At 60.9% G+C, this 12,850-nt stretch carries 12 protein-coding genes; 6 read left to right on the top strand and 6 right to left on the bottom strand.

The genetic code is table 11. From position 1 onward, the window contains the following. Positions 1-30: 30 nt before the first annotated feature. The 3 genes from J2T09_RS21410 to J2T09_RS21400 form a co-directional block, all read right to left on the bottom strand. Positions 31-1,305: an RNA polymerase sigma factor gene (locus J2T09_RS21410; protein ID WP_306838275.1), complete on the bottom strand. Its 1,275-nt coding sequence runs from the start codon at positions 1,303-1,305 to the stop codon at positions 31-33. Then, on the bottom strand, positions 1,302-1,691 hold the full coding sequence (locus J2T09_RS21405) for a YciI family protein (RefSeq protein ID WP_306838273.1): 390 nt from the start codon (positions 1,689-1,691) through the stop codon (positions 1,302-1,304). The genes J2T09_RS21410 and J2T09_RS21405 overlap by 4 nt, the downstream gene beginning before the upstream one ends. A 121-nt stretch (positions 1,692-1,812) precedes the next feature. Then, a complete protein-coding gene (locus tag J2T09_RS21400) occupies positions 1,813-2,856 on the bottom strand; it encodes an SMP-30/gluconolactonase/LRE family protein (RefSeq protein ID WP_306838386.1) in 1,044 nt (347 codons plus the stop codon). Positions 2,857-3,249: 393 nt separating this feature from the next. Between J2T09_RS21400 and J2T09_RS21395 the strand changes: the two genes are divergently transcribed. Together J2T09_RS21395 and J2T09_RS21390 are read left to right on the top strand one after the other, a co-directional pair. Then, a complete protein-coding gene (locus J2T09_RS21395) occupies positions 3,250-5,196 on the top strand; it encodes a methyl-accepting chemotaxis protein (protein WP_306838272.1) in 1,947 nt (648 codons plus the stop codon). Between the two features lie 160 nt (positions 5,197-5,356). Continuing rightward, positions 5,357-5,947, top strand: coding sequence for a sugar O-acetyltransferase (locus J2T09_RS21390; protein ID WP_306838270.1), 591 nt, complete (start codon positions 5,357-5,359; stop codon positions 5,945-5,947). 269 nt (positions 5,948-6,216) lie between these two features. Here the strand turns inward: J2T09_RS21390 and J2T09_RS21385 are convergent, their stop codons facing one another. Next, positions 6,217-7,104: a DMT family transporter gene (locus tag J2T09_RS21385; RefSeq protein WP_306838268.1), complete on the bottom strand. Its 888-nt coding sequence runs from the start codon at positions 7,102-7,104 to the stop codon at positions 6,217-6,219. A gap of 327 nt (positions 7,105-7,431) precedes the next feature. Here J2T09_RS21385 and J2T09_RS21380 point away from each other — a divergent pair, with 327 nt between their 5' ends. Continuing rightward, the gene (locus J2T09_RS21380; protein WP_373458558.1) at positions 7,432-8,085 is read left to right on the top strand and encodes an outer membrane protein; all 654 of its coding nucleotides are present in this window, start codon (positions 7,432-7,434) and stop codon (positions 8,083-8,085) included. A gap of 67 nt (positions 8,086-8,152) precedes the next feature. Here the strand turns inward: J2T09_RS21380 and J2T09_RS21375 are convergent, their stop codons facing one another. After that, the gene (locus J2T09_RS21375) at positions 8,153-9,625 is read right to left on the bottom strand and encodes an MFS transporter (protein WP_306838266.1); all 1,473 of its coding nucleotides are present in this window, start codon (positions 9,623-9,625) and stop codon (positions 8,153-8,155) included. Positions 9,626-9,888: 263 nt separating this feature from the next. Between J2T09_RS21375 and soxR the strand changes: the two genes are divergently transcribed. Further along, positions 9,889-10,386, top strand: coding sequence for a redox-sensitive transcriptional activator SoxR (soxR, locus tag J2T09_RS21370; protein WP_306838264.1), 498 nt, complete (start codon positions 9,889-9,891; stop codon positions 10,384-10,386). 39 nt (positions 10,387-10,425) lie between these two features. Here the strand turns inward: soxR and J2T09_RS21365 are convergent, their stop codons facing one another. Beyond that, a complete protein-coding gene (locus J2T09_RS21365; protein WP_306838262.1) occupies positions 10,426-11,034 on the bottom strand; it encodes a DUF2026 family protein in 609 nt (202 codons plus the stop codon). A gap of 317 nt (positions 11,035-11,351) precedes the next feature. On the opposite strand from J2T09_RS21365, the gene J2T09_RS21360 reads away from it, so the two are divergent. Further along, positions 11,352-12,449, top strand: coding sequence for an AbrB family transcriptional regulator (locus J2T09_RS21360; protein WP_306838260.1), 1,098 nt, complete (start codon positions 11,352-11,354; stop codon positions 12,447-12,449). A 169-nt stretch (positions 12,450-12,618) separates the two neighbouring features. Beyond that, positions 12,619-12,840: a DUF982 domain-containing protein gene (locus J2T09_RS21355; protein ID WP_306838258.1), complete on the top strand. Its 222-nt coding sequence runs from the start codon at positions 12,619-12,621 to the stop codon at positions 12,838-12,840. Positions 12,841-12,850: the final 10 nt, after the last annotated feature.

The raw sequence follows: 12,850 nt of genomic DNA, 5'->3' as shown, positions 1-12,850 counted from the left end.
GAATAAACGAAGACCCGCCGAGAATTACCGCTATGTTCCAACCTCGCCCAATTTATCGATCTGCATGCGGATATGCGCCGCTTCCGCCGGTGAATTGGCAAGAGCGATGGCGCGATCGAAGGCTTCGCGCGCCTCGGCCGTCTGACCGGACTGCATCAGCAGACCGCCACGCACGCCGTGAAAGTAGAAATAGCCGTCGAGCGGACCTGCCACTGTTTCGATCAGCGCCAAAGCCTCCTGCGGCCCTTCCGCCTTCGACACGGCAACGGCGCGATTGAGCGTGACGACCGGCGATGGCTGCAAATGCTCCAGCGCCTGATAAAGCAGATCGATCTGCCACCAGTCGGTGTCCTCGAATTTTTCCGCGCGGGCATGAAGGGCGGCGATCGCCGCCTGCAACTGGTAGGGACCACCGCTCCTGTGACGCACGGCCTTGTCGAGCATGGCAAGCGCCTCGGCGGTCAGCTTTTTGTCCCAAAGCGAGCGATCCTGATCTTCCAGCAGAATGATCTGGCCGGCATTATCGAAACGGGCACCGGCGCGGGAATGCTGCAGCAGCATCAGCGTAGCAAGGCCCATGATTTCCGCCTCGGACGGGAATATGCGCAGAAGAATGCGCACCAGCCGGATCGCCTCCTCGCAAAACATGATGCTGTCGGGTTTGTTGACGCCGGACGAATATCCCTCGTTGAAGACGAGATAGATCATCGCTGCCACGGTTTTCAGCCGCGCCGCGCGCTCGTAGGCATCCGGCGCCTCGAAACCGACAACACCCTTGTCACCTGGAGTGTTGTCGCTCTGCGCCCTGGCGATGCGTGCCTTGGCGCGGGTAATACGCTGTTCCATCGCCGCATCCGACACCAGAAACGCCTTGGCGATCTGCGGCACGGTGAGGCCGGATACGATGCGCAGCGAAAGCGCGATCTGCTGCGTATTGGGCAGGTCGGGATGGCAGCAGACGAACATCAGCCGCAGGATGTCGTCACGGTAATGCGCATTGTCGAGCCGGTCGGCGATATCCTCTTCCGCATCGGACAGGTCGGAAAAGGCAGCCTCTTCCGGCAGCGGTTCGTTTTTCGCCCGTTTGCGGATCTGATCGACGCCGCTGTTGCGGCCGACAAGGATCAGCCAGGCGGCCGGATCACGCGGTGCGCCCTTGTCCGGCCAGGTGCGGACGGCACGCAGGCAGGCTTCCTGAAACGCCTCTTCCGCCGTATCGAGATCGCGGAAATAGCGCAGCAAAGCGCCCAGCGCCTGCGGCCGTGCCGCGGTCAACGCCAGCTCGATCCAGCCGATATCGGTCATACGATCGCCTCTGACGCGGTAATCTGCCCCGGATGGAAGACGTAGAACGGCCGGATCTCATAGGAACTGGAGCCCGGATTGACCGCCGACAGATCCTTGGCGAAGGCAACGGCCTCGTCCAGCGTCTCGAAATCCACCGTGTAGAATCCGAGCAGCACTTCCTTGGTTTCGGCAAACGGACCATCGAGCACCAGTGGCTCGTCGCGTCCCTTGCGCACGGTGGTCGCCGCCGTGGTCGGCATCAGCCGCCCGACAGGCCCTAGCTTGCCGGCCTTTTCCAGAGGCGCCTGCACAGCATGGAGTTTTTCCATGACGGCGGCCTCTTCCTCCCTCGACCAGGCGAACACGGTTTCCTCATGGGCATAACACAGAATGGCATAAAGCATCGTTTTCTCCTTCTCCGCTGGAAGACGCAGAAGTAACGGCAGAACCGACAATGCGCACGCAAAAATGAGAACGGGGCCGGACCGTTCACCGGTCCGGCCCCGTCATTCGGTCACAGGCAGATCAGACCGCGCCGTGGGTTTCCACATAAAGCGCGTAAACCGAATGGCTGGATGCCATGTAAAGGCGGTTCTTCTTTGGGCCACCGAAGGTGAGGTTGGCGCAACGCTCCGGCAGCTTGATGAAGCCGATTGCCTTGCCTTCCTTGTTGAACACCTTCACGCCGTTGAGGTCTTCCGGCTTCGCACCGGCGGCGCCCGAAGAGCCCCAGCCGCACCACAGATTGCCGTCGACATCGACGCGAAAACCGTCCAGGCCACCATTGTCGTCGGCGGTGATCAGCGCCTTCTTGTTGGTCAGCGTGAAGCCGTCCTTGCCGACGTCATAGGACCAGACGATGCGGTAAGGCTGGGCACGACCTTCGACGATGTAAAGCTTCTTTTCGTCTTCGGAGAAAGCCAGTCCGTTCGGACCCTTCAGCTCATCGGTGACGAGGTTCAACTTGCCATCCGGCGAGATGCGATAGACCGAATGCGGCAGCTCGGCTTCCGCCTTTTCGCCTTCCCACGCACCGCCAATACCGAACGGCGGGTCCGTGAACCAGATCGAGCCGTCGGACTTGCAGACCACATCGTTCGGCGAGTTCAGCTTCTTGCCCTTGTAGTTGTCGGCGAGAACGGTGATCGAACCGTCATATTCCGTGCGGGTAACGCGGCGTGTCAGATGCTCGCAGGAGATCAGGCGACCCTGGCGGTCACGGCAATGGCCGTTCGCGTAGTTCGAGTTGGCGTCGAAAACGCTCCAGGTCTCGTTGGTTTCGTCATATTTCATGACGCGGTTGTTCGGGATATCGCTGACCAGCAGATATTTGCCGTCGCCGAAATAGACCGGGCCTTCCAGCCAACGGGCGCCGGTGGCAACCTGCTCCAGCGAAGAGCTGGCGATGCGGTACTTTGCAAAGCTCGGATCAAGAACCTGAATGGCCGGATCGGGATAGATCGGGCTCGGGGTGAAGCCGATGGCCTGTGCAGAGGCAATCTTGGTGGTGACGGCGGTTGCCGCGGCGGCAACGCCCAGCGACATGATGTTACGGCGGGTAAGATCCACGTTAAAAGGCCCTTCGAAAACGGATTTTTTTGATTTCATATCAATTTGCCCCAGCGCTGAGGGAGGCCTGAACATGACCCGGTGCAGGATGTACCGGCGAAACCTTGTGCACTGCAACAAACAAAGGATTGCCTACTGCGCAGATGGTTACGCGGTTATGAAAATCAGGCGAAAAAGTGGCACGCCGCGGCAATTCGTCCAGAATTGTGATGCACCGCAGCAAGTGTAAGATTTTCTTATGACAATACACCTATTTTCCGCGTCAGGACATTGCGATCGGTCCGGTCGCCGGGGGCGCGCATGATGCGCGCCGTCTTAAAATCAAGACGATTCCTGCATTCCCTTTTCCGCCGCTGCTCTTGCGTTCCTTCAGCGTGCTTCTGAGGCTATCCGATGCTCAAGAATTTGAAGATCAAGACAAAATTTCTGATGGCAATCGCCATCCTCGGCGTCATCTCGCTCGCCGGCCTTCTTTTCGTTACCCAGCGTTTTAGTGCCGCCAACCAGTCCTATTCGCATTTCCTGCAGAACGAGAGCACGGCAGCGACCTTCGTTCCGCGCGGTGCAGCCGGCATGTGGACGGCAACGACCTGGCTCAGCCGCGCGCTGGCACAGGACCCGCAGTCCCCGGCCTTCAAGGATTTTGCCGAGCGTTTCGGCAAGGAAATCACCGGTGCCCGTGGTCGACTGGCCCAAGTGCCCGGCCTCGTTCCCAGCCGCCAGGCTGCAACCGACGAACTGCTCGCCGGCGCCGACAAGCTGAAGGCAATCGGCGACGACCTCCTGAAGGCACATGCCGCAGGTGACACCGCCAAGGTGACGACGCTCTCGGCAGACCTCGACAAGGCCATCGTTGAACTGTCGCCCAAATTCGGTGCCAGCAACGGCGCCATGGCCGACCTGATCAAGAATGGCGGTGACGCCCTTTCGGCCGAAGTGTCCTCGACCATCCAGTTCGCCATCATCGGCATGCTGGTCGGCATCGCCATTGCCATCGTGCTGGCGCTGACGATTGCCCAGAAGGGCATCACCGCGCCGATGGCGCGCCTGCGTGAACGCATGGCGTCGCTGGCATCAGGCGAAACCCGCGAAGAGATCGACGGTCTCGACCGCAAGGACGAAATCGGCCAGATGGCTGAAGCCGTCGCCATCTTCCGCGACAACGCGCTGGAGCGTCAGCGTCTGGAGCAGGAAGCCGAAGACAATCGCAGCCTGTCGGAACAGGAACGCATCGACCGCGAAGCCGCAAAGGCCCGCGAAGCCGCCGACGTCAAGTTCGCTGTCGACAGCCTTGCCGAAGCGCTCTCCAACCTCGCAGACGGTAACGTTTCGCACCGCATCGACCGTTCGTTCGCTGCGTCTCTCGACGGCGTCCGCAACGACTTCAACGCCTCTGCTTCGAAGCTTCAGGCAGCCCTTGAAGACGTCGCCGCCAACGCCCGCAGCATCGAAGCCGGCTCCGGCGAGATCAAGTCGGCCGCAGACGATCTGGCCAAGCGCACCGAACAGCAGGCAGCCTCGATCGAAGAGACCGCAGCTGCACTGGAAGAAATCACCACCACGGTGAAGGACGCCGCCCGTCGCGCTCAGGAAGCCGGCTCGCTGGTTGCCCGCACCCGTCAGGGCGCAGAAAAGTCCGGTGAAGTGGTCCAGAACGCCGTCAAGGCGATGGAGCAGATCGAGAAGTCTTCAGGCGAGATCGGCAACATCATCGGCGTCATCGACGACATCGCCTTCCAGACCAACCTGCTTGCCCTGAACGCAGGCGTCGAAGCGGCGCGCGCTGGTGAAGCCGGCAAGGGTTTTGCCGTCGTCGCCCAGGAAGTCCGCGAACTGGCCCAGCGCTCCGCAAACGCCGCCAAGGAAATCAAGACGCTGATCACCGCCTCGAACCAGCAGGTCCAGAACGGTGTTCACCTCGTCGGCGAAACCGGCAAGGCATTGCAGACGATCGTGACCGAGGTCCAGGAGATCAACCGCAACGTCAACGCCATCGTTGAATCGGCACAAGAACAGTCTTCCGGTCTCCAGCAGATCAACACCGCGGTCAACGCGATGGATCAGGATACCCAGAAGAACGCCGCCATGGTGGAAGAACAGACCGCTGCAAGCCACGGCCTTGCCCGCGATGCCGCCGCGCTGAACGCCCTGCTCGCCCAGTTCAAGCTGTCGCATGCCCGCATGCAGCAGGTTGCAGCAGTGACCCGCCCGGCAGCACAGCACTCGGCACGCCCGGTTGCCTCCCCTGCCCGCAAGCTGGCCAGCAAGGTCGCGACCGCGTTTTCCGGCAATGCCGCTCTCGCTGTCGATAACCAGGCCAACGACTGGCAGGAATTCTAAGACAGCTTGCCGGCGGTGCTGCCGCCGGTGTGTAACGAACAAAACGGCCGCAGGCGAACGTCTGCGGCCGTTTTCGTTTGTCCCATGTCGATCAAGTGTTCACCACACATTCATCCGCCGACTTTAGGCAGGATCCCGATCAGAACAGGAGACCGTGCCCATGACACTCGACGAACAGTTCGACATCATTCGTTCCGGCATCATGTACAACGACCTGACGCCGGAACTCCTGAAGGCGCGCGAGGATGCCGTTCTCCTGAGCAACCGCTACAATGCAACCTTTGGAAAGACGCCATCCGAGCGTGAGCGCATTCTGCGAGATCTGTTGGGTAGCGTCGGCGAGCGCGTGCATTTTGAACCGACATTCCGTTGCGAGTTCGGCAAGCAGATCACCATCGGCAACAATTTCTACGCCAATTTCGACTGCGTGATGCTGGATGGCGGCGGTATCGAGATCGGCGACGACGTTCTCTTTGGGCCAAGGGTCGGCATCTACACGTCCAACCACGCCATCGATGCGGGAGAGCGCGCCGCGGGCGGCTGTTACGCAAAACCGGTCAAAATCGGCAACCGGGTCTGGATCGGCGCCGGTGTGCACATCAATCAGGGCGTGACGATCGGAGACGGGGCCATCATCGGCTCCGGCAGCGTCGTCACGAAGGACGTGCCGGCCGGGGTGATTGCCGCCGGTGTGCCCTGCCGGATCATTCGCGAGATTACCGAGGCGGACCGGACGGGATTTCGGCCCTAGAGCACGTCGCAGCCAATCTGCGCCATTCTGTTGGCTTAGACGGAGTCGGATATTCGTTCGGCCGGCGCGCGTCGTAGCCAAAGCATACGGCCAAGCCGGCCGAGCGAATAGGCGGCCCGTATCAGCCAACCCCGAAGGGGCCGGGCATCTTTCCGCCAGGATCAGAGGCGATCGGCTCGAACGTACCTGAAGGTATGCCCTTCGCCAATCGCCTCTGCCATGACGAAAACCTGCTCCGGCAGAATGGCGCAGATTGGCTGCGACGTGCTCTAGATCTTTTCCGCCTTGTCCTTGCGAATGCCGAGGCGATGCTCACGCCAGACGGTGAAAAGACCAGCACCGACCACGATGACGGCGCCGATCGCCATGTTGATCGAGACCGTCTCGCCAAAGAACGCCACCGCGACGGCGACCCCCATGACCAACTGCAGATAGGTCAGCGGCTGCACCTCGACGGCGCTCAGCAGGCTATAGGCCTTGATCATGAAATAATGGCTGGTGGCGCCGCAGATGCAGAGCGCCGCCATGGCCGGCCAGTCTTCCATGGCAATCGGCGTCCAGTAGAACGGGCCGATCAGGGTGGCGAGTGCGGCACCCGCCACGCCGGCATAAAACACGCTCGTGACCGCACTGTCCGTACTGCTGACCGCGCGGGTGGCGATGCTGTAAAGCGCGAACATGAAGCCGGCACCCAAGGGCAGCAGCAGGCGGATGTCGAAATGCACATTGGTCGGGTTGAGGATGATCAGCACGCCGATGAGACCGACGGCAAGCGCCACGCCACGACGCCAGCCCACCGTTTCACCCAGTAGCGGCACGGAAAGAAGCGTGATCATCAAAGGCGTCGCCTGAAAGATCGATTGGGTCATGGCGAGACCGGCAATCGTGAACGAGATGACGACAACCACCACTTCACTGACCAGAAGCATGCCGCGAACGACCTGCAGCACCGGCCGCTTGGTGGCGATCGCTTTGCGCAAGCCACCCGGAGAAGTCGCGGCCAGCAACACCACGAACACGGCAAAGGCCCAGAACCGGATCATCGTCACCATGATCGGCGGGTATTTGTCGCCGAGAAGCTTCGAGAACGCGTCCTGTCCGGCAAAAATGGTGATGGCGATAAGGACGTAAAGATAGCCCAGTGTCTTGCTGTTCATCGGGTCTGCTATTCATGGCTGGAGATATTCGCAACGGGGCGAGAGCATCGCGCGATTTGCTTATCGGCTCCTATACCTATTGCTGAGAGTGCGCCAGTTTGCAGGTTGCCGGAAGAGTACGCTTGACCGCTTTTTCACCGTTTCGCTCAAAAATGCCGCTTTTTGCACGTCTGATCACACACGCGCGATCAGGATGGCATGGAACCAAATGGCCCCCTACGTTGTTAGCGCACCGTGATGGTCCGTCGCGACTTGGCTTGGGAGCCGCGGCTGGAGTGTTCGAATAGCAAGGCATCTGCCTGTCACGATACCCGAGAGGAAAAGTCCATGAAGAAATTCTCCCCCGCAGCCGGCACCGCTCTGGCTTCCATTTTTGCGGCCGCGATCGCCATGACCGCAACCTCTGCTGCGCGCGCGGCTGACGCCGTGGAGCAGATCCCGGAAGCCCCGGTTGCGATCGAGGCAACGGCACCCGCCTTCACCTGGAGCGGCCCCTATGTCGGTCTGCACGGCGGTTACGGCTGGGGCAACGGCGATGTCGATGGCCTGTCTGAAAACTTCGATGGCGGTCGTTTTGGCGGCTTCGTTGGTTATAACTGGCAGATGTCGAACGGTTTCGTCGCCGGTCTTGAAGGCGATGTAAATTATGACTGGAACGAAGAAGATATCGGTGCCGGCATCGACGCGAAGAGCGGGTTCTCCGGCTCCGCCCGTGCTCGTCTCGGTTACGCAATGGATCGCGCCCTGCCCTATATCGCCGGTGGTTGGACTGCGACCAACGTCAAGGCTGGCGGTACCGTCGATGAAGAGGACACGCTGCATGGCTGGACCATTGGCGCCGGTGTCGACTATGCCTTCACCGACAATGTCTTCGGTCGTGCGGAGTACCGCTACAATGACTACGGCAGCGGCAATTTTGGTCCTGCTAACGTCAATTTCGACCAGCACGTCATCAATGTCGGCGTCGGCGTAAAGTTCTGATCGCCGATCGACCGCCGGAAATTGCGAAGGGCAGCGGAATTCGTTCCGCTGCCCTTTTTTGGTGCCGTCAGCGTGGCAACCTGACACCGACCGAAAACATGAAGGCGGCAACGGCACCCACCGCCGCGAGCCCGTATAGCCAGATGTAGGACACGGCGAGCGCCATATCCGGCGAGCTGCCCTGAAGATTGGCCACCAGCCCCGTTGCGGTTGCCACCAGACCGGCAAGGCCCGCGCCAATCGCATAACCGGCAGTCGAAACCGTCGGCAACAATGCGCCGGCACGGTCCCGGTCCTCCTCGGATGCACCCGCCAGAGCCGCCCGATTGACATTGGCCCATGCCAGACCGAAACCGGTACCGATCATGATCTGGCTGATCACCACGAGTGCGATCTGCTGAGAGATCAGGCCGATGGCGATGCAGACGAACCCCGCCAGCTGGAACAACGGCCCCAGGCGTGTGCGGAAATCCTGCCGATCCGGCGAAGGATGACGGCTGGCGAAAACGGCAACGATGCTCCAGGTCAACGCCATCAGCAGCACGATCCCCCCGACGATCGTCGGCCGATAGGCCCAGATTTCCGAGATCGCCAGCGCCAGATAAACCGCCCCCACCGAATGGCTGAGCGACATCAGCAGCAGAACCCAGAGCCCGCAGCCGAAAACGGAACGCGCGCCAAAAGCGCCCGTCGGCAGAAGTTTGGGTCCGAGACGGCCATCGAAAACCATGGCGAAGATGAACAGCGCAATGCCGACAACCACCGCGATCGCCTGTCCGAGCCCGGACGACGCGACAGATGACAGCGACAGGACCAAAGCACCGGCGATCAACATGCCGATCGCAAAGGGAGCGGCCGCTGCCCGCGCGGCAGTCGAGGCCGCCGGATTTGCCATGGGCGTGAGGATCACAAGCAGAAGCAGGAACGGCACGACGGCGAGAAAGGAGATGCGCCATGAAAACGCTTCCGCCAGCCAGCCGCCCGCAAGCGGCCCCAGAAGCGAGGCGACCGCCCAGACCATGGCCTCGGCCGCAAACACTTTTGATATCAGACCGGACCGAAAATTGCCTGGTATCAGACTATAGGCAATCGCCACGATCAGCCCGTCGGCGACGCCCTGCAACAGTCGTCCGCCAAGAATGAAGCCGAAATTCGGTGCGACCAGCGCGGCCAGACCGCCAAGTGCAAACAGAAGGCAGGACACCAGCAGCGCCGCCGCCGGCCCGACACGATCACGAAAGGCAGCGGCCCCGGTGCCGCCGGCAATCGAACCGATGAAATAGAGGCTGTATGCCCAGCTGAAAAACGCGGTACCGCCGAGTTCGGCCGCCGCCAATGGCATGGCCGCGACAATCGCAAAGGAATTGAACGCATGCAGGCCGATACCGGCCGAGACCAGTGCCAGCATGATGGCATTACGGCCTGACAAGAGTGCAGACCAGCTGTCTTCCGCATCAACGGCCATTTTCGGCGCCTCGAACGAACGCGGTCGGGCGGCCTGTTCGATCCGCGCGACGACGGCCTCCTTTTCGTCCGCCATGGCTGCTCCGCTGCCTCCCCGCTCCATCAAGGCGATTTCCTCACATGCTTCTGTGAATTTTTCGCCGCGTTGTGAAATCCGCTGCCGCAGACTTTCCTCTATCGTATCCATGTCCTGCCTTCCAGTTGAGGCCCTGCCGTCCAGTTGGGGAACGCAAAGCAGAAAGCGCTGCCATTCCCGAAAGTCATGCTGTACGATCTCAAGATTACTTGAGGTCAAGGGACAAAATGACGAAACCAAAACCACCAGCGTCACGGGCCGGCATGTCCACAAACGGCAGCGACACGCCTTCGTCGGCACGACGCGCAAGCGATGGCGTCAGCGTCGGTTTTGTCGCCGAACGCTCCGGTGTGGCCATCTCGGCCCTGCATTTCTACGAGCAGGAAGGCCTGATCCGCAGCTGGCGCAACGGCGCCAACCATCGACGTTACGACCGCGACGTGCTGCGGCGGGTGGCCGTGATACGGGTAGCGCAGAAAGCCGGTGTACCGCTGAAGGAAATTGCCGGTGCGCTCGCCACGCTGCCACAGGGGCGCACACCGAATGCCCATGACTGGGAACGCCTGTCGACCGGCTGGAAGGCCGAACTCGATGCCCGCATCGAACGCCTGACGAAACTGCGCGACGAGTTGACCGGCTGCATCGGTTGCGGTTGCCTGTCACTCAAGCACTGTCCGCTCAGAAACCCCGACGACCGTCTGGCCGCCGGCGGCCATGGACCGGTACTGCTGGATGCGGCGGCAAAAGACGACGAAGCCTAGACCTTACCACACGCGAAACGATGAGGCCGTCGTTGAGTGTCACCAGCTGCCGACAAGCATGTTGCCGGACAGCGTAACCGTCTTCGTCTCACCATCGTTATTGCCGATGACAAGCGATCCCGGCATCTGCCGTGGCGATTTGCGGAACCAGCCAGCCGCTACAGATGCGAGATCGCCGATCCCGCCATGTTTGTGCCAATCGGCAAAACGACGGGACATGGCGTCCGCTTCCACCTGATAGAAAAAGTCGCCGGACTGTTTCAGATCGTTGACGCCGGAGGCCATGGCGGACAGCGGACGCTGAAACATTTTTGGCGGTACGGCCAGTTCAGGCGCGGTCTGCGCAAAGGCAGGTGCCATGAAGTCGATCGCCCAGCCATCCGCCTCAACCCAGCAATGAAAATTTTCGCCGGCACCGGTCACGTAACCATCCTCGCGATGATCCGCGAACAACATCAGCGTGCCGCCGAGATTATAGGCCGCCAACCCGCCCTTCGGCTTCGCCTTGATCTTGAAGTGATGCTCCAGAATGAAGGCGCCGAAGGTGGAGAAATACATCGCCGCCGTCGCCGGATCGGCATTGTTGGCGGAGAGCAGGCTGTGGATCACCCTGTAAATCCGGTGGTAGTCGCTCTGCTTGATCAACATGGGCTTTCATCCGCAAATTTTGTTTCGTGCGCGCTGACTATGCGAGAGAGGCCGGGATGTAAACGTCACCAGCGGCGATGCCGCACGCGAATCGACGACGCACTCACCCGATACAACCCTGACGACCAATCATGCGGCACTGCAGCATCAGTAACTTCCTCGATGCATGACATGGCATCGATTTCACGCCCGCGCAGCTTGCGCGCTGTCCGGGAACATGGTTACGACGGCGGCATCGGGCATGCGTCCGGTTTCCTGCATAACCGCCGGTTTGCCTCCGGTGCCGGATATTGTCCGCTGCGTCCACGGAGCATGCCTTGACCGAGAAACATCCGAGAGGCCGCACCTTCGAAGCAAAGCGACCCGCGACGTGGCCCGTACCGCTGCGCTGGACCGCCCTGCTTCTGATCTCCTCCGTCATCGTTTTCCTGGCTGAACTGGTGCACCTGCCCGCAGCCCTGCTGTTGGGGCCGATGGCAACGGCCGTTCTGATGGCGACCATGGGCGGCGGCGTGCGTATCGGCAATCAGGGCTTTACCGCGGCACAAGGCATCGTCGGCATGATGATTGCCAGCAACATGCCACCCTCGCTGTTCAGCGAACTCAAATCCGACTGGCCGATCTTTATCGTCGGCGTGTTCTCCACCGTCCTTGCCGCCGCCTTTCTCGGCTGGCTGATGTCGCGGGCAAAACTCTTTCCCGGCACCACGGCCATCTGGGGCTCCTCCCCCGGTGCCGCCGCCGCCATGACGCTGATGTCGGCCGGTTATGGCGCGGACATGCGCCTCGTCGCCTTCATGCAATATGTCCGGGTCGTCTGTGTCGTGCTGGCCGCCACCATCGTCGCCCGGTTCATGGGCGTGACCATCGTCGAGGAGCAGGCCACCATTTGGTTCCCGTCAATCGACTGGCTGGCTTTTGCGATCACCATTGTCGCAGCACTTGCCGCATCATGGCTCGGCATGCGGCTGAAACTGCCGGGTGGTCCGCTTCTTCTGCCGCTCGCGCTGGGCATGGCGATGAAGTTTTCCGGTATCATGCCCATCGTTCTGCCGCCCTGGGTTCTGGCCATCAGCTTCGCAGTCATCGGCTGGGGCATCGGCATGCGTTTTACCCGCGATGTCGTGGCGCACGCCGCACGCGCCCTGCCCCGCGTCCTTCTTTCGGTCTTTGCACTGATTGCCATCTGCGGCTGTTTTGCCGCCGGGCTCGTGCATTTCGCCGGCATAGACCCGCTCTCGGCCTATCTTGCAACCAGCCCCGGCGGCGCCGACAGTGTTGCCATCATCGCCGCATCCACCAATGTCGATGTGCCTTTCGTGATGGCCATGCAAGTAACGCGCTTCATCTTCGTGGTCATCACCGGACCTGCCACCGCACGACTGCTTTCGCGTGGTTCACGAATACACGAATAATATGATATATACTCTCATTAGACGATTTATTAGATAAATCGAATTTAAGAAGACAGCGGAATCAACCCATGGTATTTTGTGGGTGCGGACCTGATTTGCGAGCGCATGGCGCCGGGAGGCTTTGGCTATGGACGCTGTTGTCAGAGTAGATTTCGAGATGAGATGGAGCATGCCGGTCTACGTACTGGGTGGCGACGGCACGGAACAACCGATCTTCGGCCCACACGATGCGCTTCGTTACCTGCGCGATTGTTCGACACGGGGAGCGACCGGCAATTACGAACTGGCGATCGACGCCTGCGAGCGCTGCATGAACCGCGAGATCGACAGAGCGCTGGCGCGAGCGGTGTTCGTGGTGGCCTATACGGATCACGCGATGTTGCGGATGTAAAGCATCCGGC

Origin of the sequence: Neorhizobium huautlense, assembly GCF_030811685.1 — a bacterium.
GTDB lineage: Bacteria > Pseudomonadota > Alphaproteobacteria > Rhizobiales > Rhizobiaceae > Neorhizobium > Neorhizobium huautlense_A.
This window is presented reverse-complemented; position numbering and strand designations above follow the sequence as displayed.